This is a genomic window from Kitasatospora sp. NPDC053308 (assembly GCF_055585785.1).
Genome location: NZ_JBVJJY010000003.1, coordinates 75,577 through 101,933 on the forward strand (window position 1 = coordinate 75,577; position 26,357 = coordinate 101,933).

At 74.3% G+C, this 26,357-nt stretch carries 22 protein-coding genes; 14 read left to right on the plus strand and 8 right to left on the minus strand.

The window, feature by feature from the left end; translation table 11 throughout:
* Nucleotides 1-12 precede the first annotated feature (12 nt).
* On the plus strand, nucleotides 13-1,650 hold the full coding sequence (locus ACZ6Y7_RS08385; RefSeq protein ID WP_465757073.1) for an amidohydrolase: 1,638 nt from the start codon (nucleotides 13-15) through the stop codon (nucleotides 1,648-1,650).
* Between the two features lie 43 nt (nucleotides 1,651-1,693).
* On the opposite strand, the gene ACZ6Y7_RS08390 is transcribed toward ACZ6Y7_RS08385, so the two are convergent.
* Nucleotides 1,694-2,512, minus strand: coding sequence for a TetR/AcrR family transcriptional regulator (locus ACZ6Y7_RS08390; RefSeq protein WP_465757074.1), 819 nt, complete (start codon nucleotides 2,510-2,512; stop codon nucleotides 1,694-1,696).
* 386 nt (nucleotides 2,513-2,898) lie between these two features.
* On the opposite strand from ACZ6Y7_RS08390, the gene ACZ6Y7_RS08395 reads away from it, so the two are divergent.
* The 5 genes from ACZ6Y7_RS08395 to ACZ6Y7_RS08415 all read left to right on the plus strand — a co-directional run bounded on the left by ACZ6Y7_RS08395 (nucleotide 2,899) and on the right by ACZ6Y7_RS08415 (nucleotide 7,332).
* A complete protein-coding gene (locus ACZ6Y7_RS08395; protein ID WP_465757075.1) occupies nucleotides 2,899-3,219 on the plus strand; it encodes a hypothetical protein in 321 nt (106 codons plus the stop codon).
* Nucleotides 3,220-3,222: 3 nt separating this feature from the next.
* Entirely contained in the window at nucleotides 3,223-4,809 is a 1,587-nt protein-coding gene (locus ACZ6Y7_RS08400) for a cysteine peptidase family C39 domain-containing protein (protein WP_465757076.1), read from the plus strand.
* 29 nt (nucleotides 4,810-4,838) lie between these two features.
* Nucleotides 4,839-5,210, plus strand: a complete 372-nt coding sequence (locus ACZ6Y7_RS08405; protein ID WP_465757077.1) for a hypothetical protein — start codon at nucleotides 4,839-4,841, stop codon at nucleotides 5,208-5,210.
* A complete protein-coding gene (locus tag ACZ6Y7_RS08410; RefSeq protein WP_465757078.1) occupies nucleotides 5,207-5,734 on the plus strand; it encodes a hypothetical protein in 528 nt (175 codons plus the stop codon). The genes ACZ6Y7_RS08405 and ACZ6Y7_RS08410 overlap by 4 nt, the downstream gene beginning before the upstream one ends.
* A gap of 296 nt (nucleotides 5,735-6,030) precedes the next feature.
* Nucleotides 6,031-7,332, plus strand: coding sequence for a YhgE/Pip domain-containing protein (locus ACZ6Y7_RS08415; protein ID WP_465757079.1), 1,302 nt, complete (start codon nucleotides 6,031-6,033; stop codon nucleotides 7,330-7,332).
* Nucleotides 7,333-7,485: 153 nt separating this feature from the next.
* On the opposite strand, the gene fdhD is transcribed toward ACZ6Y7_RS08415, so the two are convergent.
* From fdhD to ACZ6Y7_RS08430, 3 genes are all read right to left on the minus strand, one after another.
* Entirely contained in the window at nucleotides 7,486-8,385 is a 900-nt protein-coding gene (gene fdhD, locus ACZ6Y7_RS08420; RefSeq protein ID WP_465757080.1) for a formate dehydrogenase accessory sulfurtransferase FdhD, read from the minus strand.
* Nucleotides 8,386-8,603: 218 nt separating this feature from the next.
* The gene (locus ACZ6Y7_RS08425; RefSeq protein ID WP_465757081.1) at nucleotides 8,604-9,071 is read right to left on the minus strand and encodes a GreA/GreB family elongation factor; all 468 of its coding nucleotides are present in this window, start codon (nucleotides 9,069-9,071) and stop codon (nucleotides 8,604-8,606) included.
* 144 nt (nucleotides 9,072-9,215) lie between these two features.
* The gene (locus tag ACZ6Y7_RS08430; protein WP_465757082.1) at nucleotides 9,216-11,390 is read right to left on the minus strand and encodes a UvrD-helicase domain-containing protein; all 2,175 of its coding nucleotides are present in this window, start codon (nucleotides 11,388-11,390) and stop codon (nucleotides 9,216-9,218) included.
* Nucleotides 11,391-11,775: 385 nt separating this feature from the next.
* Between ACZ6Y7_RS08430 and ACZ6Y7_RS08435 the strand changes: the two genes are divergently transcribed.
* Nucleotides 11,776-13,218 carry a glyceraldehyde-3-phosphate dehydrogenase gene (locus ACZ6Y7_RS08435; RefSeq protein WP_465757083.1) on the plus strand — a complete coding sequence of 481 codons (1,443 nt, stop codon included), beginning with the start codon at nucleotides 11,776-11,778 and terminating at the stop codon, nucleotides 13,216-13,218.
* Between the two features lie 217 nt (nucleotides 13,219-13,435).
* Nucleotides 13,436-13,936, plus strand: a complete 501-nt coding sequence (locus tag ACZ6Y7_RS08440) for a hypothetical protein (protein ID WP_465757084.1) — start codon at nucleotides 13,436-13,438, stop codon at nucleotides 13,934-13,936.
* Here ACZ6Y7_RS08440 and ACZ6Y7_RS08445 read toward each other — a convergent pair.
* Together ACZ6Y7_RS08445 and ACZ6Y7_RS08450 are read right to left on the minus strand one after the other, a co-directional pair.
* Nucleotides 13,907-14,932 carry an alpha/beta fold hydrolase gene (locus ACZ6Y7_RS08445; RefSeq protein WP_465757085.1) on the minus strand — a complete coding sequence of 342 codons (1,026 nt, stop codon included), beginning with the start codon at nucleotides 14,930-14,932 and terminating at the stop codon, nucleotides 13,907-13,909. The genes ACZ6Y7_RS08440 and ACZ6Y7_RS08445 overlap by 30 nt on opposite strands.
* An 87-nt stretch (nucleotides 14,933-15,019) precedes the next feature.
* A complete protein-coding gene (locus tag ACZ6Y7_RS08450) occupies nucleotides 15,020-15,556 on the minus strand; it encodes an RNA polymerase sigma factor (protein WP_465757086.1) in 537 nt (178 codons plus the stop codon).
* A 521-nt stretch (nucleotides 15,557-16,077) separates the two neighbouring features.
* Between ACZ6Y7_RS08450 and ACZ6Y7_RS08455 the strand changes: the two genes are divergently transcribed.
* Nucleotides 16,078-16,605: a hypothetical protein gene (locus tag ACZ6Y7_RS08455; RefSeq protein ID WP_465757087.1), complete on the plus strand. Its 528-nt coding sequence runs from the start codon at nucleotides 16,078-16,080 to the stop codon at nucleotides 16,603-16,605.
* Nucleotides 16,606-16,724: 119 nt separating this feature from the next.
* On the opposite strand, the gene ACZ6Y7_RS08460 is transcribed toward ACZ6Y7_RS08455, so the two are convergent.
* Complete coding sequence (locus tag ACZ6Y7_RS08460) at nucleotides 16,725-17,093, minus strand: hypothetical protein (protein WP_465757088.1); 369 nt, start codon at nucleotides 17,091-17,093, stop codon at nucleotides 16,725-16,727.
* A gap of 233 nt (nucleotides 17,094-17,326) precedes the next feature.
* Between ACZ6Y7_RS08460 and ACZ6Y7_RS08465 the strand changes: the two genes are divergently transcribed.
* The 3 genes from ACZ6Y7_RS08465 to ACZ6Y7_RS08475 all read left to right on the plus strand — a co-directional run bounded on the left by ACZ6Y7_RS08465 (nucleotide 17,327) and on the right by ACZ6Y7_RS08475 (nucleotide 23,621).
* Entirely contained in the window at nucleotides 17,327-18,397 is a 1,071-nt protein-coding gene (locus ACZ6Y7_RS08465; protein ID WP_465757089.1) for a hypothetical protein, read from the plus strand.
* A gap of 200 nt (nucleotides 18,398-18,597) precedes the next feature.
* A complete protein-coding gene (locus ACZ6Y7_RS08470; protein WP_465757090.1) occupies nucleotides 18,598-20,574 on the plus strand; it encodes an HSP90 family protein in 1,977 nt (658 codons plus the stop codon).
* A 2-nt stretch (nucleotides 20,575-20,576) separates the two neighbouring features.
* Entirely contained in the window at nucleotides 20,577-23,621 is a 3,045-nt protein-coding gene (locus ACZ6Y7_RS08475) for a hypothetical protein (protein ID WP_465757091.1), read from the plus strand.
* 217 nt (nucleotides 23,622-23,838) lie between these two features.
* On the opposite strand, the gene ACZ6Y7_RS08480 is transcribed toward ACZ6Y7_RS08475, so the two are convergent.
* Nucleotides 23,839-25,194: a carbohydrate-binding protein gene (locus ACZ6Y7_RS08480; protein ID WP_465757092.1), complete on the minus strand. Its 1,356-nt coding sequence runs from the start codon at nucleotides 25,192-25,194 to the stop codon at nucleotides 23,839-23,841.
* Between the two features lie 330 nt (nucleotides 25,195-25,524).
* On the opposite strand from ACZ6Y7_RS08480, the gene ACZ6Y7_RS08485 reads away from it, so the two are divergent.
* Both ACZ6Y7_RS08485 and ACZ6Y7_RS08490 read left to right on the plus strand, forming a co-directional pair.
* On the plus strand, nucleotides 25,525-25,725 hold the full coding sequence (locus ACZ6Y7_RS08485; protein ID WP_402209441.1) for a hypothetical protein: 201 nt from the start codon (nucleotides 25,525-25,527) through the stop codon (nucleotides 25,723-25,725).
* 94 nt (nucleotides 25,726-25,819) lie between these two features.
* A complete protein-coding gene (locus ACZ6Y7_RS08490; RefSeq protein ID WP_465757093.1) occupies nucleotides 25,820-26,344 on the plus strand; it encodes a MauE/DoxX family redox-associated membrane protein in 525 nt (174 codons plus the stop codon).
* Nucleotides 26,345-26,357: the final 13 nt, after the last annotated feature.

The window sequence follows — 26,357 nt, forward strand, 5'->3', positions numbered from 1 at the left end:
GGAGCACCACCCATGACCGAGGCCGATCTGGTCTTCACCCACGGACCCGTCCACACCGGCGACGCCGCCCGCACCCGGGCGAGCAGCCTGGCGGTCGTCGGCGAGCGGATCGCCGCCGTCGGGCACGACGAGGTACGGGAGTTGATCGGTCCGAGGACGGAGGTCGTGGACCTCACCGGCCGGCTGCTGCTGCCCGGCTTCCAGGACGCGCACATCCACGCGGTGTTCGGCGGCGCGGAGTTGGCGGTCTGCGACCTCACCGGGACGGTCGGCGTCGCCGACTACCTGCAGCGGATCCGGGCGTACGCGGAGGCGAACCCCGGGCAGGAGTGGATCACCGGCAGCGGATGGTCGATGGAGAGCTTCGACGGCGGCCTGCCGACCCGGCAGCTGCTCGACTCCGTCGTCCCCGACCGCCCGGTCTACCTGACCAACCGGGACCACCACGGCGCCTGGGCCAACACCCGGGCACTGGAACTCGCCGGCCTCACCCGGGACACCCCCGACCCGGCCGACGGGCGGATCGAGCGCGAGGCCGACGGCACGCCGAGCGGCACGCTCCAGGAGGGCGCCACCGCACTCGTCGCGCGTCTCCTGCCGCCCTCCACCGCCGCCGACCGGCTGGACGGGCTGCTGCGCGCCCAGCGGTTGCTGCACTCGCTCGGCATCACCGGCTGGCAGGACGCGCTGCTCGGCGAGTTCAACGGCCAGCCGGACCCGTCCGACGCCTACCTGGCCGCGGCGCGCTCCGGCGCGCTGACCGCCCGGGTCGCCGGCGCGCTCTGGTGGCAGCGCGACCGCGGCGCCGAGCAGATCCCCGAACTGGTAGAGCGACGCGAGGAGTTGAGTCACGGACGGTTCCGGGCCGGCTCGGTGAAGATCATGCAGGACGGCATCGCCGAGAACTTCACCGCCGCGATGACCAGCCCCTACCTGGACGGCTGCGGCTGCGCCACCGCCAACTCCGGCCTCAGCTTCGTCGATCCGACGGCGTTGCGCGGCTACGTCACCGAACTGGACGCGCTCGGCTTCCAGGTGCACTTCCACGCGCTCGGCGACCGGGCCGTCCGCGAGGCGCTGGACGCCGTCGAGGCGGCCCGCGCCGCCAACGGACGGCGCGGCAACCGGCACCACCTGGCCCACCTCCAGGTGGTCCACCCGGACGACCTGGACCGCTTCGCGCGGCTCGGCGCGATCGCCAACATCCAGCCGCTCTGGGCCGCCCACGAACCGCAGATGGACGAGCTCACCATCCCCTTCCTCGGCCCCGAACGCGCCGCCTGGCAGTACCCGTTCGGCGCCCTGCAGCGCGCGGGCGCGACCCTGGCGGCCGGCAGCGACTGGCCGGTCAGCAGCCCCGACCCGCTGGCGGGACTGCACGTGGCGGTCAACCGGATGGAGCCGGACGCCACCGACGGGCGGGTCTTCCTGCCCGAGCAGCGGCTCGACCTCGGCTCCGCGATCGCCGCGTACACGGCCGGGTCGGCGCACGTGAACGGGCACGACGACGCGGGAGTGCTGGCGGCCGGGCACCTCGCCGACCTCGTCGTGCTCGACCGGGACATCCTCACCGGGCCGCCGGAGGAGATCGCGCAGGCGCGGGTGCTGCGGACGTACGTGGGCGGGAAGTTGGTGCACGCGGCGGACTGAGCCCGGAGTGGGGTGGGGTGGGGTGGGCCTTGGGCGGGCCGGCTCAGCCCGCGCGGCCGCCCCCGCCGCCGCTTCGGCCGCCGTCCCCGCCTCCGGCCCTGCCCCCGCCGTCCCCGTCCCCGTCCCCGTCCTTGTCGCTTCCGCCGTCCCCGGCGCTCCCGCCCACTGCCCGGAGGCGGGCCTCCGCCGCGTCGAGGAGGAGGTCCAGGGCGTACGGGTAGCCGCTGCGGCGCATGTCGGCGGTGAGGAGGTCGGCGGTGGCGGCGATGTGGGGGTGGGTGGCGGCGTCGAGGCGGGCGTAGGAGGCCTGCCAGACCGCCAGGTCGGCGGACGCGGCGGGGCCGGGGAGGGCGAGGGCGGCGGCGTCCAGGGCGGCGAAGCCGAGGCTCTGGTCGACGAAGGCGTGGTAGATGCGGACGGCCTCCGGGTCAGGGAAGCCGGCCGTGCGCAGGATGCCGAGGATCGCCTCGACGGCGGCGGTCTCATGGGTGCGCCCGGTGGTGCGGTGGGCCGCGAGCAGGGCGGCCTGCGGGTGGGCCTGGTAGGCGGCGTGGATGCGCAGCCCGATCTCGCGCAGGTCGGCCCGCCAGTCGCCGGTGGGCCGCCGGCCCTGCTGGGCGCGGCCGATGAGCTCGTCGGCGATCGCGAGGAGCAGGTCGTCGGTGCTGTGGAAGTAGCGGTAGACCGCGCTCGGGTCGGCGCCGAGCGCGGCTCCGAGCCGCCGTACGGTGAGCGCCTCGGCGCCGTGCTGCCCGATCAGCCGCAGGGCGGTGTCGACGATCAGCTCGGCGGAGAGGACCACGCCCTGCTTGGTCGGGCGCCGCCGCCTGCGTTGCGGCTCGGGCACTACGCGGTCGGTCATGCCCGCCAGGCTAGGACAACGCGGTTGACGTGGAGAAGGGGCCGGCGCCTCGGGGAGCGTTCGGGCCGCCCGGCGCAGCCGGCCGTGCCGCCGGCCAGCCGCCCCCCGCCCGCCCGTACCGGAGGTCCGGCCGGTGCGCGGATGTGCACGGTGCGCCCGCCGGGCCTTCCCCCGCCGGTGGTGAGCTCCTGCAGGCCGCCGGGGACGCGGGGGCGCGGGGATGCGGGGACGCGGGGATGCGGGGATCCTGTGAGCTTTCCGCGCGGATCGGGCGGGTTGTGCGGGTGCCGTTCCGAGGCGGTGTTCGGGGCCGGGAGGGCGGCGGAACTGCCGGTATGCTGTCCGGCGATCTTCGGACTGTATGACGGGGTATCGGGGGAGATGTCATGGGCAGCGACGGTGCCGGGGTGGGGTTCAGCGCCCATCCGGAGAAGCTCGGGGACGCGGGCGACCAGCTGATAGCGGCCGGCGCGGAGGTCGGCTCGGTGAAGGACGCGCTGGGCAAGATCGGCATGTCCGGCGAGGGGACCTTCGGTGAGTACGGCGCGGGTGACGCGGCGAAGGCGTTCTGGCAGGCGTGGCAGGACGAGCTGGGCGTCAACGTCGACGCGTTGAACGACCTGGGCGGCAAGGTGCACACCACCGCGGCGAACTACACCAACACCGACCACGGTGTCGAGCAGCAGTACCAGAAGCAGGGGAGCTGACCGGTGCCCGACCACAGCGTCGATCCGCTCAACCCGTTCGGGAACCCGGGCAACCACCGGGAGCAGGTGGAACGCCTGAAGAAGACCATCGACGAGTCGCACGGCATGTGGGGCGCGGGCGACCTCAAGTACGCCGTGCACGACGCGCTGCAGCTGCCCGCCCCGAAGGGCGACCCCGGGAAGCTCGGCGAGTTCGCCACCGCGTACAACACGGCGAACAGTCAGCTGGACCTGATCCAGATGAAGGTGGAGCGGGTCGCTGCCCAGCACCTGCCGGACGCCTGGACCGGGCAGGTCGGGGAGAAGGCGGCCGAGGTGGTCAAGGCCTCGGCCGACGACCTGACGCGCTGCCGGGACGTCCTGGGCCAGGGCCGGGACCAGCTGAAGGCGCTGGCCGCCGCGTTGAGCGAGGCGCAGAAGCTGCACGGCCAGGGCCACGCACCGCTCAGCGAGGCGCTGAGCCTGCTGCACGACATCACCGTCTCGGGCGCGCCGGACCCGTTCAACTGGGACGACGACAAGATGCACTCCGCTCATGGCAAGGCGAAGGAGGGCATCAAGTCGCTCTACGACGCGGCGGTGAAGGCCGAGGACGCCGGGCGCGCCGCCGCCCGTGAGCTGACCGCGCTGGCGAACAAGGCGCTCGCGGCGAAGTTCAAGAACAAGGGATTGGGCGCCGCCGACAAGCTGGTCATCGCGGACGCGGCGGTGGCCGGCAGCGACCAGTTCGGGCAGATCCTGACGGCCAACGACGTGACCCGGGCCGGCCAGTTCATGGACAAGATGAGCGACGCCGACCGGGCCCGCTTCGACCAGCTGCTGGCCGGCAGCAAGTCCCCGGAGGAGCGCGCCTACCTGATGAAGGCGCTGGCCGCGGGGCACAGCTACGACGAGGTCAAGGCCTTCGACGACCTGATCCACGAGCACGGCGACGACCCGGGCTGGCTGGCCCAGCGGGTGTCGCCGGTGCAGATCAACTCCTCCTCCACCGACCAGCGGGACACCACCTACCTGGGCGTGGCGTGGAGCCAGGGCGACAAGCCGACCTGCGTGGCCGGGTCGACCGTCACCGCCCGGGCGATGGTCGACCCGCTGTTCGCCCTCCAGCTCACCACCGGCGGGCACCCCGGCGACCCGAAGTACGACAACGGGCCGGCCGCGTACGACCGCTGGCTCAAGGAGACCGACCGCGTCTACGACACCAAGAACTGGTGGAACGAGTGGCAGGACGGGATGAGCGACGGCGAGTCCAAGGACGCCGCCAACGACGAGATCGGCAAGCACACCGGGGCGGGCTACCACACCGTCGACCTGGAGGGACCGGAGCAGCGCAAGGACGTGCTCGCGCAGGTCGAGTCGGCGGTGGACCAGGGCAAGCCGGTGCCGATCGGGGTCAAGGAGGACACCTGGTTCCGGCCGGACGGCCACCAGATGATGATCATCGGGCACCGGGGCGACCAACTGGAGATCTACAACCCCTGGGGCTACACCGTCTGGGTCAGCGAGAGCGACTTCATCAACAACCACATGGAGGGCGCGGCCGCCGGCGGCAACATGCCGATCGCCGACCACGTCCAGATGCCCAAGTGAGGACGCAGTTGAGTAGCACCCCGCCCGCCATGAGCGACTCTCATCTCGCCGGACTCGACGTCGAGGTCCTGCTGCGCTTCGGGCTGCCCGCCCCGGGCCCGCACCGGTCGACGCTGTTCGGCGACGGAGCGGTGGCCGCCGCGATCACCGTCGACCGGCTGGGCGTGCTGCCGCGCGCCCTGGTCTTCCTCGGCGAGGTGGTCCGCTCCGGCGGCACCCGCTACGCGGCCGCGCTGCCCGAACCGCTGCCCGGCGCGGCGGCCGCGGTGGCGCGCGGCTGGCTGGAGTCGGCCGCCACGGTGGTCGGCGACCCGACCGGGGACCTGCTGGTCGCGCGCTGGCTGGAGGCCGTGGCCGCCGTGCTGGCGCTGCGGATCACCCACCGGGAGGCGAACGCGTGACGTGGCGCCGGATCCTGATCGCGGCGGTGGCCCTGCTGGCCGTCGCCGGCGTGGTGGGCGCGGTGGTGGTCCACCGGATGACCACCGGCAAGCTCGACCACGGCACGGTGTTCACCGCCACCTCCGGTGAACTGGCGGTGAAGCCCGGCGAGTTGTTCTCCGTCGCGGTCAGCGCCCACCGGGTGACCGGCCAGATCTGGACGCTGGCCGACCCGGCCCCCGGCCAGGCGGCCGACCAGGCCCCCGGCCAGGCGGCCGACCAGGCCCCCGGCCAGGCGACCGGCCAGGCGGCTGACCCGGCGACCGTCCGGGCGGTGGGCGACGAGTACGTCAAGAACTTCGGCCTCTCGGACCTGGTCGGAGCCACCGGCGCGGCGGGCTCCGGCGGCCGCTACTACTTCGTCTTCCGGGCCGGCCCCAACCCGGGCCGCGCCACCATCACCCTGCGCAACCCCCACCGCGCCGCCTCCGGATCGGGCGGCACCGACCAGGACGAGCGCCGCTTCACCGTCGACGTGCGCTGAGCGGAGGCCGGGCCCCCGCCCGGCGCGGAGCCGGCCCCAGCGCGGGGCGGACGTGCGGTGGGCCCGCCCGCTCGGGGGCGGGGCCCTGGGGCGGGGGCGGTGATGGGGGCGGTGGCGCTGAAGGCCGGAGGGCGCTCGGTGGGGCCGGGGCCCTGGGGCCGGGCCCTGGGGCCGGGGAGTCGGGCGCGGCCGGGTGGGGCCGGGCGGGTGATGCGGGTTTGGGCGGAGGGCTCCCACGGAACGACTTCCCGCCGTAGCGGCAGCGGCACCGGCTCGTGCCCGAACCGAGGGGTGGCATGGAGACCGAAGGTTCCCCGGGGGCTCCCCGGCAGGCGCGGGCGCTCGTCCTCGCGCGCAATCCGAAGCTGTGGCTGTTCCCGAGCGTGCTGTGCGGTCTGCTGGCCGTGGTGCTCTCGCTGCTCTACATGGGCGGCATCGTCAACCCGACCGGACACCTGCACCGGCTGCCCATCGCGCTGGTGAACGCGGATCAGGGCGCGCCGCCGCCCGGGCAGCCTGCGAACCTCGGCACGCAGCTGACCGCGGCGATCGTGGCCGGCACGCCCGACAGCACCGTCGACTGGCGGCGGGTGGACGAGGCCGGGCTGCGCGAGCAGCTCTCCTCCGGCAAGGTCTACGGGGCGCTGCTCGTCCCCAAGGACTTCACCGCCTCCGTCACCGCGCTGGCCACCGGCGGGGCCACCGAACGGCCGACCGTGACGGTGCTGACCAACCCCGGCCTGGGCAGTCTCGGCTCCTCGCTGGCCGCGCAGGTCTCCCAGAACGCCGTGCACCAGGCCTCCCAGGCGGCCGGTCGGCAGCTGCTGGCCGCCGTTCCCGCCACGACCACCCCCGGCCCGGACACCGGCGCCACCGCGCGGCTGCTGCTCGCCGATCCGATCGCCGTCGCCACCCAGGTCGGGCACCCGATCGGCAGCCACAGCGGACTGGGCCTGAGCGCCTTCTACTTCAGCCTGCTGGCCGTGCTGACCGGCTTCATCGGCGGCAACATCATCCACAACGGCGTCGACGGCGCGCTCGGCTACAGCGACAGCGAGATCGGCCCCTGGCACACCCGCCGCCCGACCGTCCCGATCAACCGCACCCAGACCCTCCTGCTGAAGATGATCATGACGGCCGGGATCATGCTGCTCACCACCTCCCTGGTGATGCTCGGCACGATCGGCGTCCTCGGCATGGACGCCCCGCACCAGGCGATGCTCTGGCTCTTCACCTACTGCGCCAGCCTCGCCGTCGGCCTCGGGGTGCAGGCGATCAACGCCGCGTTCGGCGGGATCGGGCAGCTGGTGTCGATGTTCGTCTTCATCGCGCTCGCGCTGCCCTCCTCCGGCGCGACCGTCCCGCTGCAGGCGGTGCCCGGCTTCTACCGCTTCCTGAGCGTCTTCGAGCCGATGCGCCAGCTCAGCGACGGCATCCGGGCGATCCTCTACTTCGACGCCCGGGGCGATGCCGGGCTGGCCCGCGGCTGGGTCATGATCGCGATCGGTGCGGCACTGGCCCTGGCGTTCGGCTTCGCGATGACCCGCTACTACGACCGCAAGGGCCTGCACCGCTGGACGCCCCAGCCGACGGACTGACCGCCGGAACCGCCCCGCCCCGACCCCGCCCCGCCCCGAACCCGCCCCGACCTGCCCCGGTGGGTCCGGCCCCGGAAGCGCGCCCGTCACCGCATCCGGCCCCCGCGGGCGGGGCGACGGGCAGACGCGTGGTCCCGCTCGGCGCGACAGCGTCTACTCGGGCCGTCGGACGGGGACGGAGGCGGAGGCCTCCGAGGTGTCCCGGTCGGCCGTCTCCCGGTCGGCCGGCTCCGTGTCGATGCGATCGGTGCGGGTGTAGACGTTCATCGAGTCGCCGCGCAGGAACCCGACCAGGGTCAGGCCGGTCTCCTCGGCCAGGTCCACCGCCAGGGAGGAGGGCGCGGAGACCGCCGCGAGCAGCGGGACGCCCGCCATCACGGCCTTCTGGACCAGCTCGAAGGAGGCCCGGCCGCTGACCATCAGCACCGTGCCGCGGGCCGGCAGCAGGCCCTCGCGCAGGGCGTGGCCGACCACCTTGTCCACGGCGTTGTGCCGGCCGACGTCCTCGCGCAGGCAGAGCAGCCGGCCGTCCGCGTCGAACAGGCCCGCGGCGTGCAGGCCGCCGGTGCTGTCGAAGACCTTCTGGGCGGCGCGCAGCCGGTCGGGCAGGGCGGACAGCAGTCCGGGGGTGACGCGCAGCCCGTCCTCGGCGACGCTCCAGGGCGCGGTGGTGCGCACCGCGTCCAGGCTGGCCTTGCCGCACAGGCCGCAGGAGGAGGTGGTGTAGAAGTTGCGCTCCAGCGAGGCGTCCGGAGCGGGCACACCGGGGGCGAGGACGACGTCGACGACGTTGTAGGTGTTGCCGCCGTCGGCGGTGGCGCCCGCGCAGTAGCGGATGCCCGCCACCTGGTGGGCGGCGTGCAGCACGCCCTCGCTGACCAGGAAGCCGGCCGCCAGGTCGAAGTCGTGGCCCGGGGTGCGCATGGTCACCGTCAGCGGGCGCCCGCCGACCCGGATCTCCATCGGCTCCTCCGCGGCCAGGGTGTCGGGGCGGTACGACGGCGTGCCCTGGCGCAGGCGCAGCACTCTGCGCGGGACGGTCACTCGGCCCATGGTGGTCGGCTCCTCGGTCGTGCTGGCGTGGCGGTACGACCTTACGGGCCCATCCTCGCTCTTCCCATGGCCGGACGAGCGGGGCGGTGGCGGCGCCGGGCACGGCGGGCCCGCCGGCAGCGCGGGAACGCGGCAGGGCGGGGAATGCCGGTCGGGCGGGGATCGCCGACAGGGCGGGGCGGTTCCGCCGGCCCGAGGGACGGCACCGATCGAGCGGACTACCGGCCGTCCCCCACCGACAGCACGACCGCGCTGGTCGCGCCGCCCGGCGTCTCGTAGTCCACCCTCTCCCCGGCGCGGCGCCCGAGCAGCGCCTTCCCGAGCGGGCTGTCCGCGGTCACCAGGGTCAGCTCGCGCTCCTCGGCGAGCTCCGCGATCTCGACGGTCTCCTCCCCGCCGTCCGCGAACCGCACCGTGACGGTGGATCCCACCCCCACCACCTCCGTGGACGGGGCCCCGGCCACCTCGGCCTCCCGCAGCCGCCCCTCCAGCTCGGCGATCCGCCGGTCCAGGCGCGTCACCTCGGAGGCCCGCTGCAACTCGTCCGCCGCGTCCGCGCGGTCCCCCACCGGCTCCACCCCGCGCAGCGTCGCGGCCACCTCCCCCCGCTCGGCCCGCAGCTGCGCCAGCTCCTCCTGCACCGCGCGCAGGCCCTCGGCACTGATGGGTTCGGGACCGCCGGTCATGCCTGCTCCCGGGTTGCTCGTCGAACACGTGAACCGTCGGACACGTGGACACCGGACGCCTCCCATTACCCCACCGCCCCGGACCCCGGGCAACTCCTCCCGCCGGTGCCGGCGCCATGGCCGTGGCCGCCGTCGCGGCCGTCGTCAGCCGAGGAGGGCCTCGGCCCGCCCGTGCTCGGCCGGCTGCCGCGGCACGACCGGGTCGAGGAACCGGCTCGGCGCTCCGTGCCAGGAGACGGAGAGCGCCTCGCGCGCCCGGGTGCAGGCCACGAAGAGCAGGTTCAGCTCGCCGTTGAGGTCCTCCTGGTGCTGCTGCGGGTCGACGTCCACCGGGGTGATGGCGGTGTGCATGGGCACCACACCGTCGCTCACGCCCGCGACGGCGACGCAGCGGAACTCCAGCCCCTTCATCCGGTGCATGGTCCCGATCCGCACGCCGGGGGCGGGCGCGTTGCCGAGCAGGCAGGCGGGTGTCCCGGCCCGCTCCAGCGCCTCGGCGACGTCGCGGCCGAACTGGACGGTCCGGGCGGCGACGCCGATGTCCTCCGGGCTCACGCCCGAGGCGGTCCACTCCCCGATCCGGGCGACGACCGCCCGGATCTCCTCGGACCTGTCGGCGTGCCCGTGCGTCTCGGGGTGCGCGCCGTGCAGGGTCGAGTGGTAGCCCGCGAGGGACTCCTCCCCGCCGTCCATGTCGTCCGGGCGCTCGCCGGTGAGCAGGGACGCTGACCAGGCGAGGATCTCCTGCGTGGTGCGGTAGTTGATCCGCAGCCGGGAGGACCGCCCGACCACCTGGATGCCGAGCGAACGCAGCGAGACCTTGTTGCCGTAGATCCGCTGGTGCGGGTCGCCGGCGAGGAACAGGTCGTCCGGCCCGGCTGCGACGAGCGCCCGCAGGAACCGCCACTGCGCGGGGTGCAGGTCCTGGGCCTCGTCGATCACGACGTGCCGGAACGGGCGTTCCCCCCGGTCGTCGAGCACCCGCGCGGCCTGCGCGCAGACCTGCAGGAACGTCCACTCCCCGGCCTGCCGCAGCTCCTCCTCGAACGCGGCCACCGCGCGCCACAGTTGGGCCTTCTTCAGCGGGCCGAGTGCGGTGCCCCGGCCGGACCGCGACGCCCGCAGGTACTGCTCCGGGCCGTCGATCGCCTGGGCCAGGACGACCTGGCGCCACTCCTGGTCGAGGAAGACGTCGCTGAAGTCGACCCCGAGGCGGCGGGCGACCCGCCCCCAACGGGCCAGGACGGCGCGCTGGTTGAAGAGGATCTTCAGTGGGGCGCCGCCGCGTGAACGGCGCAGGACCTCGTTGGCCAGCGCGTCCACGGTGGCCACCCGGACCTTCGCCCGGATCCGCTCGTCGGTGACGAGCAGGGCCAGGCAGCGCTCCAGCTCCGCCGCCAGGTCCTTGGTGTAGGTGGTGAGCAGTACCGAGCCGTCGGGGGCGTCCGGCGGCAGCCGGCGCGCCAGGTGGTACGTCCGGTGCAGGGCCACCACCGTCTTGCCGGTCCCCGGGCCGCCGGTGACGCGGGCCGGCCCGTTGTACGACTCCCGGTGGGCGAGCCGGTACTGGGCCGGGTGCAGGAAGATCCGCCACGCGTCGAACGGGCGCTCCAGGATCTCCGCCAGCTCCTCGGGACAGGACACCAGGGCGACCCGGCCGCGTGCGCGGGCCATCGCCGAGACCAGCCCGTCCGCGGGCTGCGCGGCGTCCACCGGCGCCGCCGCCCGCGCGTACGCCTGGACGATCTCGCGGTCGATCTCGGCCGGCTCCATGCCGCTGGCCAGGCCGACCAGGACGTCGAACTGCTGCTCCGGCAGCACCCGGTGGAGCGCTTCGAGGTGGGCCTCGTCGGGCAGCAGCCGGATGATCGGCAGGATCTCCTCGTCGATGCCCAGGCTGCGCAGGACCTTGTCGGACCGGTCGGCGAACAGCCGCCGGGGCTCGTCGGACGTCCGCGTCCGCAGCGACTCGGTCGCCCGTTCCAGCGCGACGTCGTTGCGTATCTCGACGCCCTGCGTCGCGGCGTTGACCGAGGCCCGGTGCTTGGCCGCCCAGTCGTTCGCCTTGTCGTGCGGGAGGACCTTCAGCAGCAGGTACCCGTCGCCCCGGTCGGCCTTGAGGACGACGCCGCGCCAGAAGTCGGTGATCCGGATGGTCCGGATCCGCGGGTCCCGCTGGTGCGTCAGCTTCTCCAGGTGCGCGCCGGCGTGCGTGGCCTCGGTGAACTTCTCGAAGGTCTCGAAGACCCTCCGCTGCACCGACTTCTCCAGGCCCGCGAACTCCATCAGGAAGTCCCGGTGCATCCCCAGCGTCGCCACCCAGGCCCCCTCGTGCATCCGTCCGGTCGCGCAGTGCGATCACTGTACTGGCCCCGTTGATCATTCCGGGCGTGGACCGACGACCGGCGCACGCGCCCCTCCCGGGACCGCTCGGCGGCGTACCGGCGCGGGGCCGCCGACGGGACCGGGGGACGGCCCCCGGGTCGGCCCCCGGGTCGGCCCGCGTGCCGGCCCGCGTGCCGGCCCGCGGGAGGGGTGCGGCCGAGGGTCCGGAGGGTGGCGGTGATCACCTTTGCGGGCGGGGCGGCGGGGGAAAGCGCAGGTCGGCGGGGCGGGGGAGGCGGGGAAGGGAGGGACCGGCCGCTGGGGCGCGGGCGGGCGAAGCTACCATGTGGGCAACACCCTCAGCTCGAAAGATGGACTTGTGACTGTCAACGACGACGTGTTCACGGACTGGAAGAACCGCGAGGAGATCGCGGAGTCGATGATCCCGATCATCGGGCGGCTGCACCGGGAGCGGGACGTCACCGTCCTGTGCCACAGCCGTTCCCTGGTGAACAAGTCGGTGGTCAGCATCCTCAAGACGCACCGCTTCGCCCGGCAGATAGCCGGCGAGGAGCTCTCGGTCACCGAGACGATGCCGTTCCTGAGCGCGCTGACCGCCCTGGACCTCGGCCCCTCGCAGATCGACATCGGCATGCTGGCCGCCACCTACAAGGCGGACGACCGCGGCCTGTCGGTGGAGGAGTTCACCGCCCAGGCCGTCGCGGGTGCCACCGGCGAGAACAAGCTGGAGCGCCGTTCCGCCCAGGACGTCGTGCTGTACGGGTTCGGCCGCATCGGCCGGCTGGTGGCGCGGCTGCTGATCGAGAAGGCCTCGGCCAACGGTCTGCGGCTGAAGGCCATCGTCGTGCGCAACGGCGGCGGCGACGACCTGGTCAAGCGCGCCTCGCTGCTGCGCCGTGACTCCATCCACGGCCAGTTCCAGGGCACCATCACCGTCGACGAGGCGCACAACAAGATCGTCGTCAACGGCAACGAGATCACGGTGATCTACTCCGACGACCCGACCAAGGTCGACTACACGGAGTACGGGATCAAGGACGCGATCCTGATCGACAACACCGGCAAGTGGCGGGACCGCGAGGGGCTGTCCAAGCACCTGCGCCCCGGCATCGCCAAGGTCGTGCTGACCGCCCCGGGCAAGGGCGACGTCCCGAACATCGTGCACGGCGTCAACCACGACATGATCAAGCCGGACGAGCAGATCATCTCCTGCGCCTCCTGCACCACCAACGCCATCGTCCCGCCGCTGAAGGCGATGGAGGACGAGTACGGCGTGGTCCGCGGCCACGTGGAGACCGTCCACTCGTTCACCAACGACCAGAACCTGCTGGACAACTACCACAAGGCCGACCGTCGCGGCCGCTCGGCGCCGCTGAACATGGTGATCACCGAGACCGGTGCCGCCTCGGCCGTCGCCAAGGCCCTGCCGGACCTCAAGGCGAAGATCACCGGCAGCTCGATCCGCGTGCCCGTGCCGGACGTCTCCATCGCGATCCTCAACCTGCAGCTCAAGCGGGAGACCAACCGCGAGGACGTCCTGGAGTACCTGCGCAACGTCTCGCTGACCTCGCCGCTGAAGCGCCAGATCGACTTCATCGACTCGCCCGACGCGGTCTCCAGCGACTTCATCGGCTCGCGCCACGCCTCGATCGTGGACGCCGGCGCGACCAAGGTCGACGGCGACAACGCGATCCTGTACCTGTGGTACGACAACGAGTTCGGCTACTCGTGCCAGGTCGTCCGGGTCGTGCAGTACATCTCGGGTGTCGAGTACCCGACCTACCCGGCGCCGGCGGTCTGATCCGTCGAAGGGCTCGCGTCGGCGGGGCGGTGACCAGGGCGGTCACCGCCCCGCCGGCGTTCCGGGGCTTTCGGGGCTTCCGGAGGCGTCGTGGGACGTCCGGGAGCTTCCGGGGCCGTCCGGGGGCCCGCCGGGGCGGTAGCGTGCGGGGCGGGCCCGGGGTGTCGGGCCCGGTGTGTCGGGCCAGGCGCTTCGGGTGGCGGGAGGGGTGGGGCGGATGGCGGAGGGGTGGCCGACGGTCGAGCTGGACCCGGTGCGGCGGCTGCGGGTGATGGCGGCCGCCGGGCCCGGACGACCGCTGTTCGCCGAGCGGCGGCTCGCGGCCGGCTTCGACGAGGTGTGGTCGGTCGCCGGCGACCTGTCCGGTGAACTGCCCGGGCTGGTCAGCGGGTTGCGCTCCTTCGAGGTCAGGGGACGGGACGACGGCTCGGGCCGGTCGGAGGGGCTCGCGGTGAGCGTGCTCGGGCACCGGGAGCGGTTCGAGATCGTGCTGCGCAGCGGCTGGTGCCTGATGCAGAGCCGGGTGCTGCTCGGCGGGATGGCCGCCGTGCCGGACGGCGACGGGACGCGCTTCGCCCTGCTCGCCGCGCTGCGGGTGCCCGGCGCGGGCCCCGCGCAGCGCTTCTTCGGCGGACTCGTCGACCGGCGCGGCGAGGTGCTGCTGGACCGGTTGGAGCGGCGGATCGGATCAGGGCCGGCGGACCGGCGCGGCGAATAGCCGGCGGACGGCGGCGGCGACCTCCTCGGGCCGCTCGTGCGGCAGGAAGTGCCCGCCGCCGGGCAGGACTTCGGCCGTCAGGCGGTCGGCCGGGGCGCCCGCGGTGGAGAGCAGCGCCGGACGGATCACCGGGTCCAGCTCCCCGCCGAGCAGGTGGGTGGGCACGGTCAGCCGACGGTTCCTGAACCGCCCGAGGGCCAGCCGCGGGATGTCGCGGACGACGAAGCCCCAGTGCAGTCGCTCGGCGGCGTAGGCGGCCCCGGGTGTGCTGCCCGCGCTCACGTACGAGGCCAACTCCTCGGCGGGCCACGGGGTTCCGGCGGACGGCACGCCGCGGCGCAGCAAGTGGGCGAGCAGGCCCGGGTGGCGCCGGACGACCCGCCGGCCGACGCCCGGGTACTCCAGCAGCGCGGTGTACCAGAACCGCCAGGCCGTACCGAGCGGGGCGCGTTGCCTCGGCCACGGGTGGGTCATGTTGAGCGCGAGCAGGCCGGTGAACCGCTCGGGTGCGCGCAGCGCCAGCTCGAAGCCCGTCCAGGCGCCCCAGTCGTGGCCGACCAGACCGACGCGATCGAGGCCGAGCCGGTCGAGGGCGGCGAGGACGAGGCGGGCCCGGTCCTCGGTCGTGTAGCCGCTGCCGCGCGGGGCCCGCGACCAGCCGAAGCCGGGCAGGTCGAGGCAGAGCAGGCGGAACTCGCCGCTGAGGAGCGGGAGGAGGCGGTGCCAGGCGTACCAGTGCTGGGGGAAGCCGTGCAGGAGGAGGAGCGGGGTGGGGCGGGCGGTGCCGGTGCCGGTGCCGGTGTCGCTGTGGGCGCCGGGGCCGCTGTCGGGGCCGGCCTCCGGGCCCGCTTCGGCGAGGTGGAGGCGGATGCCGTCGGCGTCGAGGTCGTGGTGGCGCACTCCGGGGACGGCGGGCAGGGCGGGCAGGGCGGGCAGGGCCGGTAGGGCGGGCGCGGCAGGGGCGGGCGCGGCGGGGCGCGGGCGGGGGTGGGTCATCGGGGTCTCCGTCCTGGGGGTGGTGTCAGGAGAGGAGAGGGCGGTCGAGCGCGTCGCAATCCCCGGGGTCCCGGATTTCCTCCGGGCTCAGCGGGGTTCGGCGTCCCATGCGGCGCGGAAGCCGCGGCGGGCCCGGAAGAGTCGTGAACGGACGGTTCCCAGCGGGAGTTCGAGGATCTCGGAGACGGACTTCTCGTCCAGTCCCTCCACGTGACGGAGGGTCAGGATTGCGCGGTGGTCGGGCGGGAGTCGTTCCAGGACGTCCCGGATGTCGGTGGCCAACTCGGGGTCGTGGTCGTCGGGGCGGTCGGGGTCGGCTTCGGGGCGAGGGGAGCGACGGGTGGCGAAGCGGACGGCCTCGCGGGCGGCGATCGCCCGAGCCCAGCCGAACAGGGCTTGCGGCTCGCGCAGTTGGCGCAGGTTCCGGACGATCGCGATCATCGCCTCCTGGGCGGCGTCCGGCGCGTCCTGCAGGGCGATCGGAGCGCAGACCCGGCCCACGTACGGCATGAGCAGGCTCAGCAACTCGTCGAGGGCGAGGGCGTCGCCCTGCTGGGCGGCCCGGACCAACGGGGTGAGGTCCGGCGGGGTGAGGTCCGGCGGCCGGCTGTCCGCACCTGTCATGTCGTCCCCCCGTCGGTGGTCGTCGCCCCCGGGGGACGGTACTGGATGGGCCGGTGGGGCGTGGCGGCGGGCGCGGGTGGTGGGGGCCGCGGGGTGGGGCTCGGGTTCGGAGGGCGGCGGGCGGGGGCCGAGAGCGGGTTCCGGGTCCGGGTGGGGGTTCCGGGTGCGGGGGCGAAGGGTGGGGGCGGCGCTGGGTGGTGCCGGAGCTGCGGCTATGTTGAGTGGTCACTGACAGCCGGAGGGAGCGGGCGATGGGGACGGGTGGTCGGCGGAAGGCCGCCGCGGTGGCGGCGGGCGTACTGGTGGCGGTGCTGGCCGGGTGTTCGTCCGGGGGGTCGAAGAGCGCCGCGGGTACGGCGTCGGGGGCGGCCCCGGCAGCGGTCTCGGGGACGGCGGGCGCGGCCGCGGCGAGTGCGGCCGCCGGTACCGCAGGGGCCTCCGCGCCCGGGACGGCGCCCGCGTCGCCGACCGGGTCCGGAGCGGCTTCGGCGCCCGCGCCCGCGCCCGCCGTCCCCGTCGCGGTGCCCACCGCGGACCTGGAGGCGGCGCTGCTGGACGACAAGCTGGTCGCCCAGGTGCTGCCGGACGCCAAGGTCATGACCGGGTGGGAGGAGGAGAAGCGCAAGGTCGACACCGCCGACCACACCGTCACCTGCACCGCCGCCACCTCCTGCGCGGGCAAGCCGCTCAGCGCGTCGGTCCGCTACTCCTCGGGCGACGTGGTGGCCCGCTTCATCGTGGAGACCCTGCCCAGCCGGGACGCGGCCAAGAAGCGGCTGGCGGAGACCTACGCCTCGTATGCCGCCGGGCCGTTCAAGAAGATCGACAGCCCGGCGCTGGGCAGTGAGAGCCAGGCCTTCCAGGGGCCGCTGGCCGAGGGTGAGGGCGTCGGGATCGTGACGCGCGCGGGCACCGTGGTGGCGAGCGTGACCACCGAGGGCGGTCCGGTGGACGTGGCCGCGACGCGGCGGTTCGCGGTGATGCTCGTCCAGCGGGTCGAGCAGGCGCAGGCGGGCAAGACGCCGGACGCCGGGCTCGGCCTGCGCTGAGGGCCGGCGCCGGGCTCGGGCGACTCGTGCGCCCGGCGGCTGGACGGCGGCGGGGGTGCTTGGCGGCGGGGGTGCTTGGCGGCGGGGGTGCTTGGCGGCGGGGTGGCCGCCGCCGTCGGTCAGTTGCGGTTCGGCTCCCCGAGGCCGGGCGCGAACCAGCCGTCCACCGCGCAGTGGGTCACCCGCCACCCGGGCAGCGGGCCGTCCGCGCCGGTCAGCCCGGCGCAGGCGTCGGCCAGGGCGGCTTCGGCGGTGAACAGGTGGTCGGCGAGGGCGAAGACCACCGCGTCCACGGTGCCGGGGCCGACCAGGATCCGGGCGTGTTCGAGCCGGACCGGGCCGCGCAGTCCGCGCTCCAGCCCGTCCCGTACGGCCTCGGGGGCCGGTTGGGCCGGCGGAACCGGCGGGACCGGTCGGGACGGCCTGGTCGGCTGGTGCGCGGTCCGGACATCGTCGGGAGCGCGCAGGTGGAGGCGGATGGCGTGCACGGTTCCCAGACTGACGGATCCTCGGCCCGCGCGGCCCCGCGGGCGGTGGCAGATCGTTGTCATGCAGCAAGATGTCACCCCGGCGCCTCGCCGTGCCGGTGTCCCCGCGTCGCGGACCGGGCAGGGCGCTGGGCTGGGCAAACGGATGTCAGTCGGGCGTGATATGTACTCATCTCGGGTGGCCGTGGTACGGCCATGCGAAAGATGCCGATGACGTTCGAGGGGGCCGACACATGCCGCTGTTCCGACGCCGCTCAGGCGGGGAGGGCGCGCAGGACCGGGCGGGCCGGCGCGGGTTCGGGTTCGGGTTCGGCCGGCGGTCGTCCGGGTCGTCCGCGTCGTCCGGGGCGTCCGCGGCGTACGGAGCGGCCCGCGGTGCCGAGCCGCGGCTCGACCCGGCCCTCGGGGACGAGACCGTACGCCTGCTGCTCGGACAGGCCGCGGCCGGCGACTGGGCAGCGCTGCGCCCCGCCCTGGCCGCCGTCGAGGACGGCGCCGAACTGACCCACCTCGCCGGGGCGATAGCCGACGTGCCCGGAGCCGAGGAGTGGACGGCCCGGGTCCTCGCCGAGGCCCCCGACGACACGGTGGCGCTGCTGCTGTCCGGCGCCCGGCACGTCACCTGGGCCTGGGAGGCGCGCACCGGCGCCCGGGCCAAGCACGTCGGCGAGGAGCAGTGGAAGCTGTTCCACCGGCGACTGGAGACAGCCGAGGAACAGCTGCTGGAGGTGGCCGAGCGCGAACCGTCCTGGCTCGCCCCCTGGTACTTCCTGCAGATCAGCGCCCGCGGCGCCTCGCTCGGCCGGGAGATCGCCGACTGCCGCTTCGAGGCCGCCGTCCGTCGCGCCCCCGGGCACCCGGGCACGCACCGGCAGCGGCTGCAGCAGCTGTGCGCCAAGTGGGGCGGCTCGCACGAGGAGATGCACGACTTCGCCCGCACGGCGATGCTGGCCGAGCCCGAGGGCAGCCACCTCGGCGAGCTGGTGGCGGTCGCGCACCTGGAGCACTGGCTGGACCTCCCGGACGGCGAGGACCACGCCTACCTGACCAGCCCGACCGTCCTGGCCGAACTGCAGGAGGCCGCCTTCCGTTCCGTGCTGCACCCGGACTTCGTCCCGGCGCGCGGCTGGCAGGGCGCCTTCAACACCTTCGCGATGGCCTTCTCGCTCGCCGACCAGCGCAAGACCGCCCGCCTGCTGTTCGACGCGCTGGACGGGATCGTCACCGAGTCGCCCTGGCACTACCTCGCGGGGGACCCGGTCAAGGCCTTCCGTGCCCACCGCGACCGCTGCGCCGCGTCATGACGCGCGCCGTGTCCGTGACCGCTGCGCCGCGTCGTGACCCGCGCCGTGTCCGCGATGCGTGCCGCGTCGTGACGCGCGCCGTGTCCGCGGTGGCAGCCGTGCCCGCCGTGCCGCCCGCGTACTGACGCCGAGCCGTCCCCGGTGCGGCGCCGCGCCGCGCCCCGTCGAACCAACCCGTCCCGCGATCGAAAGAGCCTCCGGTGTCCCCGACCGACAACCCGACGAGCGCGCACACCTTCCAGGTGGACCTGCGCGGCCTGGTGGACCTGCTCTCCCACCACCTCTACTCCAGCCCGCGGGTCTACCTGCGCGAGCTGCTGCAGAACGCGGTGGACGCGATCTCCGCCCGCCGCGCCCTCGACCCCGACGCGCCGGCCCGGATCACCGTCCGCGCCGACGACGAGCTGTCCGTCACCGACACCGGCGTCGGCCTGACCGAGAAGGACGTCCACACCTTCCTCGCCACCATCGGCCGCAGCTCCAAGCGCGACGCCGACGGCCGACTGGACGGCGCCGGGCTGGCCGCGGCCCGCGGCGACTTCATCGGCCAGTTCGGCATCGGCCTGCTCGCCTGCTTCGTGGTCGCCGACGAGATCACCGTGGTCACCCGCTCCGCCGCCACCCCGGACGCCCCGGTCATCGAGTGGCGCGGCAGCTCGGACGGCAGCTACACGATCCGCACCCTGCCCGCCGAGGCCAACCCAGAGCCGGGCACCACCGTCACCCTCGCCCCGCGCGCCGACGCCGCCGAGTGGACCCGCCCCGGCCGGGTGCTCACCCTCGCCCGGGACTTCGGCAGCCTGCTGCGCCACGACGTCACCGTGATCGACGCGGGTGGCACCGAGCACCGGGTCAACCGCACCCCGCCGTGGGCCGAGCGGCACGCCTCGCCACTGGCGAGGCGCGACGCGCTCGCCGAGTACTGCCGCTCCGCCTTCGACTTCACCCCGCTCGACACCATCGAGCTGGACCTCCCGCTGGTCGGCCTGCGCGGCGTCGCGTACGTGCTGCCGGACGCGGCCCCGCCCTCGCGCCGCCACGGCCACCGGGTGCACCTCAAGGGCATGCTGCTCTCCGACCAGGCCGACGAACTGCTGCCGGACTGGGCGTTCTTCGTCCGCTGCGTCGTCGACACCGACGGCCTGCGCCCGACCGCCTCCCGCGAGGGCCTGTACGCCGACGAGACGCTGGCCGCCGTCCGCGACGCCCTTGGCGCCCGGATCCGCGACTGGCTGACCGGCCTGTCCGCGAGCGACCCGGCGCTGCTGCACCGCTTCCTCTCCGTCCACCACCTGGCGGTCAAGGAACTCGCCCGCTACGACGACGAGTTGCTGCGGATGATGCTGCCCTGGCTGCCGTTCGAGACCACCGACGGCAACGTCACCCTCGACGAGTTCGCCCGCAGCCACCCGGTGGTGCTGGTGACCCGTACGGTCGAGGAGTTCCGCCAGGTCGCGCCGATCGCCGGGGCGGCCGGCCTCGGCGTGGTCAACGGCGGCTACACCTACGACCGCGACCTGGTGCACCGACTGCCCGAGATCCGCCCCGGCGTCTCGGTCTCCGACCTCGACCCGGGCACCGTCACCGCACACCTGGACACCGTCGACCCGGCGGCCGAGCTGGCCGCGAACGCCTTCCTGGCGATCGCCCGTGAGGTGGTCGGCCGGTTCGACTGCGACGTCGCCCTGCGCAGCTTCCACCCCACCAGCGCGCCCGCCCTGCTGCTCGACAACCGGGAGGCCAGGCACGAGCGCACCCGCGCCCAACTCGCCGACGAGGCCGACGGGTTGTGGGCGGACATCCTCGGCTCGCTGCGCGCCGAGGTGCCCCGCGCCCAGCTGGTGCTCAACCACCTCAACCCGCTGGTGCGCCGCGCCGCGACGGTGGCCGACCGCGAGCTGGCCGTCACCGCCGTCGAGGCGCTGTACGGGCAGGCCGTGCTGATGACCCGCCGCCCGCTCAAGGCCAGCGAGTCCGCGCTGCTCAACCGGTCGTTCATCAGCCTGCTGGACCACGCGATGCTCGGCCACGAGGCGGGCGGGGCGGGCGGCGGCTCGGGTCGCGACGGCTCCGGTCGGGACGGCTCCGGTCGTGACGGTTCCGGTCAGGGCGGGTCGGGTCGTGACGGTCGTGACGGCACGGGTCGTGACGGCTCGGACGATGCGAAGGAGGTCTGACGGTGCTGGACACCCCCGACGCGGTGATGGCCGCGCTGCACGAGAACGACTCCCGTCCGTACGGCCGCACCCGGACCGTCACCGCCGAGGAACTCGTCGACGCCGCCGAGCAGTTCGAGGAGACGAGGGTCCGCTCGATGGCCCTCCTGGAGCTGATGGAGGCCTACGAGTACGACGGCGAGAGCAACAAGAACCCGGTCGTCTTCGCCCGGCTGCTCAAGCTCTGGGACCAGGACCCGGACGGCTTCGGCGACTGGGCCCGCCACCAGGTGTTCTGGCGCTTCAAGTGGGTGGCCGCCTCGCTGCGCGACAACCCGGACGTGCCGCTGACCGCCGTCGAACGCTGGCTCACCGAGCTGCGCGACCGCTACCGCGCGGCCGGCTTCGGCCTCCAGCCGTACTACGCCGAGCGCTACCACCTGGCCGACCTCACCGGCATCGGGGTCCAGGACGCCTACGAGCTGTGGGCGGGCCGCCCGCGCTCCGAGATGAGCGACTGCCACGCCTGCGAGACCCGGGCCCGCGCCCGGCACTTCCTCGGCCTCGGCGACGACGCCCGGGCGCTGGAGGTGCTGGCCCCGGTGCTGAGCGGCCGCAGCACCTGTGAGCTGGAGCCCTACCTCAGCCACTCCGTCGCCCTGCTGCCCCTGCTGCGCCAGGGCCGGCTGGACGAGGCCCGCTCCGGACACCTGACCGGCTACCGCTTCGCGCGCGGCAAGTCCTCGATGCTGAGCTCCGTCGCCCGGCACATCGAGTTCTGCGCCCTGTCCGGCAACGAGCCGCGCGGTCTGGAACTCCTCGCCGAGAACCGCGACCTGTTCGCGGTCACCGGCGAGGCCCGCAGCCGGCTGGACTTCCTGACCGGCGTCGAGGTGCTGATCGCCGGGCTGGCCCGGGCCGGCCACGGCGAACTCGCGGTCAGCGGCCCGACCGGCACCACCTGGACGGTGGACACCCTGCTCGCCCATCTGCGCACCGAGGCGGACGCGCTGGCCGCCCGTTTCGACGCGCGCAACGGCACCGACGCGGTCAGCGCCGCCCGGCGTGCCCGGCTGGCCGTGGAGCCGCTGCTGGCCGAGCCGCTGGCCCTGGGCGTGCGCGCCGCCGTCGCGCCCGAACTGTCCGGCGCCGCCCCGGCCGTCGCGCCGGCGCCGCGCCGGGCGGTCGAGGCGGAGCCGGAGGACTTCACCGCGCTGGTGGTCCGGGCCCGCGAGCTGGAGCTGCTCGGGCACCCGGACTCCGACCGGCTCTGGAAGCGGATCGCCGAACGCGCCGCCGCCCCGGACTTCGTCCACCCCGAGGGCACGGCGGTCGGCAGCCCCGAGCGGCTGCGTGCCGAACTCGCCGAGCAGCACGCCCACGAGGCGCTGCAGCGCGAGGAGCACGCCGAGGGCAGGGCGCGGCTGCTGGCAGCGGCCGAGCTGTTCGAGGCGGCGGGGATGCCGGGGGCGGCGCTGATGGTCCGCACCCGTACGCTGATCGCCGACCTCGACGAGGGGGCGCCGGACGCCGAGACCGCCGAGACCGGTGATGCCGGGGTGGCTGGTGGGACCGCTGAGGCCGGCGAGATCGGTGAGATCACTGAGGCCGGTGGTGCCGGTGGTGCCAGTGAGGGTCCGGGCGGCGGGACGGGCAAGGCGGCCGACTGGGGGGCGCTCGACGCGGCGCTGGTCCGGGCCGAGGAGCTGCGGGCGACGGGCGAGCTGACCGACGACGACTACCTGATCGTGCTGCAGACCCGCGCCTACGCCGCCCACCACGACCTGGTCGAGGCGCTGCCCGAGCCCTCCGCCGAGACCACCGGGCGCTTCGAGGCGGCGGTCGGCGCCTACCACCGGACCGCCGTCGAGCTGGGCTCCGCCCGACGGGCCGCGACCTCCCGGCAGTACACCGCCGACGCCGCGGCCCGGCAGGGCCGTCTGGCCGAGGCGGCGGCCGAACTGCGCGAAGTCCTCGCCCAGTTGGACGCGGCTGAGCTGCCCTGGCACAGCCCGCGGGTGCTCGGTCTGCTGGGCCAGGTGCTGCTGCAGAGCGGCGAGCCGGGCCAGGCCGTCGAGGTGTTCCACCGGGCGCTGGCCGAGGCCGTGCGCTGGGGCGACGACTCCTACCCGTACGCGCCGACGTACACGATGCTCGGCCACTCCTGCCTGCAGTCGGGCGACCTCGGCGGCGCGGTCCGCGCGCTGTCGGAGGCGGCCGCGCGCTACGACCGCAAGGGCGCGGAGGCCGCCGCGGAGGCCGCCCGGGTGCGGCTGCAGCTGGCCGACGTGCTGCGCGACACCGGTCGGGCGACGGACGCGGTCGCCGTCCTGGAGTCGGTGCTGCTGGACGCGTCGGCGGCCCGGCTGGATGTGCGGATGCTCGCGCAGACCCGGCTGGACCTCGCCCGGGGCCTGGCCGAACTGGAGGAGTACCGGGACGCGGCCGAGGAGTACCTGCGGCTGGCCGACCTGGTGGCCGACTGGGAGGACCAGGAGACCCACACCATGGTCGCCTGCGAGGCCACCCTGGCACTCGCCCAGGCCGGCCGCCGGGACGCCGCCGAGGCGGCCCTCGCCCGGGCCCGCGCGGCCCACGACAAGGCCCCACAGGTCGATCAAATGGCCGCCACGCTGCGTGAATTGGCCCGGATCACGATGCGGACCGAGGGTGCGGAGGGGTTGCCTGACGCGCTGGCCCTGCTGACCGAGGCCGACGGGATCGGCGCGACCGCCGAGGAACGCGGCCAGGACCACAACTCCTGGTACCTGCGCGGCGGTTCGTGCTACGAGCGGGCGCGCTGCCTGGCCATCGCCGAGCGGTACGAGGAGGCCCTGGCCGAGGTCGAACGGGCGATCGCGGAGTACGAGCGGGGCGGCGAACGGGCGGAGGCGCCGAGGGCGGAGTCCGTCCGGCTGGCCGCGCTGATCGAGGGCGGCGACCTCGGACGCGCCGGGGCGGCGGTGGCCCGGCTGTCGGCCGGCATCGCCCGCTGCGACGCCGCCGGGTTGCCGGAGGCGGCGGAGGTGCTGGCGGAGCTGCGGGAGCGGTTCGCGGCGGCGGAGTGACGTCGCGGCGCCATGGAGCCGTGGCGTCATGGAGCCGTGCCGTCGTCAGGTCACGGCGTCGTGAGGTCACGGCGTCACGGCGTTGTGACGTCGCGGCGTTGTGACGTCGTGAAGCCGTGGTGTGGTGACGTCGTGATGTCGTGACTCGGGGTAGGCGGTGCGGGAGTGAGGCGGGCCCCGGGGTACGTGCCCCGGGGCCCGGTCGCGCTCGGCTCGGTCAGCAGGGGCCGTCGTCTGCCCAGACGCCCCACTGGCCGCTGGCGGTCGGCACCTCGTTCAGCGTCCACCACTTGGCGTGGTAGTTGCGCCCGTTGTACGAGACCTTGTTGCCGGCGGTGTAGGTGGTGCCGGCGTTCCAGGTCGGGGCGGTGCAGGTGCCCGGGCTGGTCGGCGTCGGCGGTGTGGTCGGCGGTGTCGTGGGGGGTGTGGTCGGCGGGGTGGTGGGCGGGGTCGCTCCGGCGAACTTCACGGTGTACTTGGTGAAGTCCCAGTCGTTCTGCGCCACGCTGGAGCAGGAGCCGGACAGCCCCGGGTCGACCGGGCCCGGGCACTGCCGGTCCCGGTTGACCGACCAGTAGGTGTACCGGGCCAGGCCGTGCGCGGTGGCGAAGTCCAGCACGGTCTGGAAGTCGGCCTGGCGGAAGTACTCGGCGGCGTCGGTGCGGCCGTTCATCATCGACACGCCCTCGTGGGCGTACGCGGTGGCCTCGCTCCAGCCGAAGGTGGTCTGCAGGATCTGGTTGAACTTCACCAGGGCGTCGGTCTGGGCCGCCGCGCCGTTGAAGCCGCCGTCGAACGGCATGATGGAGTAGTTGTTCGGCGTGAAGCCCTGCGACTTGGCCTCGTTGAGCATCTGGGTGCCGAACCAGCCGGTGCCCGCGTTGGTGCCGGCGGTGGTGATGGAGACGTACAGGCCCGGGTTGTTCTGCTGGAGGATCCGCGCGGCGCCGATCTCGTTGTGGATGGCCGCGGTGTTCTCGTACTCCGGCTCCTCCAGGTCGAAGTCGATCGCCTTGAGCTGGTACGCGGTGATCACCTTCTGGTAGCCGGCGGCGGTCGCCTCCGGGGTGCCGCAGACCTGGCCGAGCTTCGTGCCGCCGTACCCGCCGACCGAGACCGAGACGTCCCCGCCCTTGCCGCGGACGGTCCGGATGACGTTCGGCATGGTGGTGTCGGTGTCGATCGAGGAGGTGCCGCCCCAGGCGGGGGAGCAACTGTTGCCCTGGGCCAGGATGAACGCGAGTTGGAAGGCCTTCTGGCCGGTGGCGTCCATCACGGCGGCGGCGTCCGGCGGACTGTTGTCCTCGGGCATCAGGTACGGCGCCGAGGCGTACCAGTTGCTGCCCAGGCCGGCGGCGGTGGCCGCGCTGTCCGTGGTGGCCGCGGTGTTCGCGGCGGCGGAGCCGGTGCCGGCCAGGGCGGCGGGCCCTCCGGCGACCAGGGCGAGCACGCCGGTCACGGCGAGGGCGGCCCGGTGGGAGCGGCGGCGGTGCCCGGGGGCGGGGCGCGAGGTGCTGCCCGCGGTGGCCGGGGCGGATGGGGTGGGTGGGACGGGACTGGTTGCGCGTTCCATCGGAGGCCTTCCAGGAAACGGCGGTGGGGGAAGTGCCCGTTCGCGCCGGAGGTGGGGGTGGCGCGGTGGCAGGCCGAACTGCCCGGGGGCGTCGGGTGGTTGCCGCAGGCTCCCACTGGTATAGACCTGTTCTGGAGGGTGGGTCAAGAGCCGGCGGAGGAGGAGTGTGAACCGCCGGGAACAGGAGCCTCGTGTTCCGGATGCCGATCCGTTGACGGCTTTCGAAGTTGGTCTAGACAAGCTCTCGAAAGGTCGGTTAGTTTTTCGAACCGCGAGATCTCGTGAGTAAGTGCACAGCCTCTCCAATCCACCTTCCCAAGGGGGAAAGTCATGGTTCAGGCGGTTCTCAACCTGGTCGACCGCGTGGTTTCCGGCGGCCGCAAGGCGAATGTCGCGGACGCGTACTGCGCCTGCCCGGCCGGCACCACCACGCACTGCAGCGGCGAAAACCTGTACGTCACGGAGTGCTGCTCCTGGAACTGTGCGGTCAAGCCGTCCTGTGTCACCTACGTCATCGTCGGCGGCTGCTGACCCGTCACGGTTCGCCGACCGAACCGGCCGGCTGACGGACGGCCGCCGGTGCCCCCGCCCTGCGTCGGCGGGGGCACCGGCGGAGGGGGGATCCATGACCGCATACCTGTTGCTCGGCTGCCGCGCCCTGATCGCGGTGGTGTTCGCCACGTCCGCCCTCGCCAAGCTCCGCGCGCGCCGCGACTTCGCCTCCGCGTTGCGGGTGATGGCCGTCCTGCCGCCCCGGCTGACCGGCGCGGCGGTGGTCGGCGTCCCCGCCGTCGAGGCCGCCCTGGCCCTGCTGGTCTGGGCGCCCGGGCCCGTGGCGACCTGCGCCTTCTTCGCGAGTGGCGGACTGATCGCGCTGTTCAGCGCCGTCCTGGTCCGGCTCCTGCGGCAGGGCGCCGACGTCTCCTGCTCCTGCTTCGGCGCCTCCGGCGTGCCCGTGAGCAAGGCTCATGTGGGGCGCAACCTGGCCCTGATCGCCGTCTCGACGGCGGGCCTGGTGGCGAGCGCGGCGCCTGGTCCCGGCGCGCTGGGGCCGGCCGGGGCGGCCGTGGCGCTGCTCGCGGCCGGGTTCGCCGGCACGCTGATCATCGCCACCGACACGCTCGTCGAACTGTTCTCGGCGACGCGCTGAACGCACGCCGAAC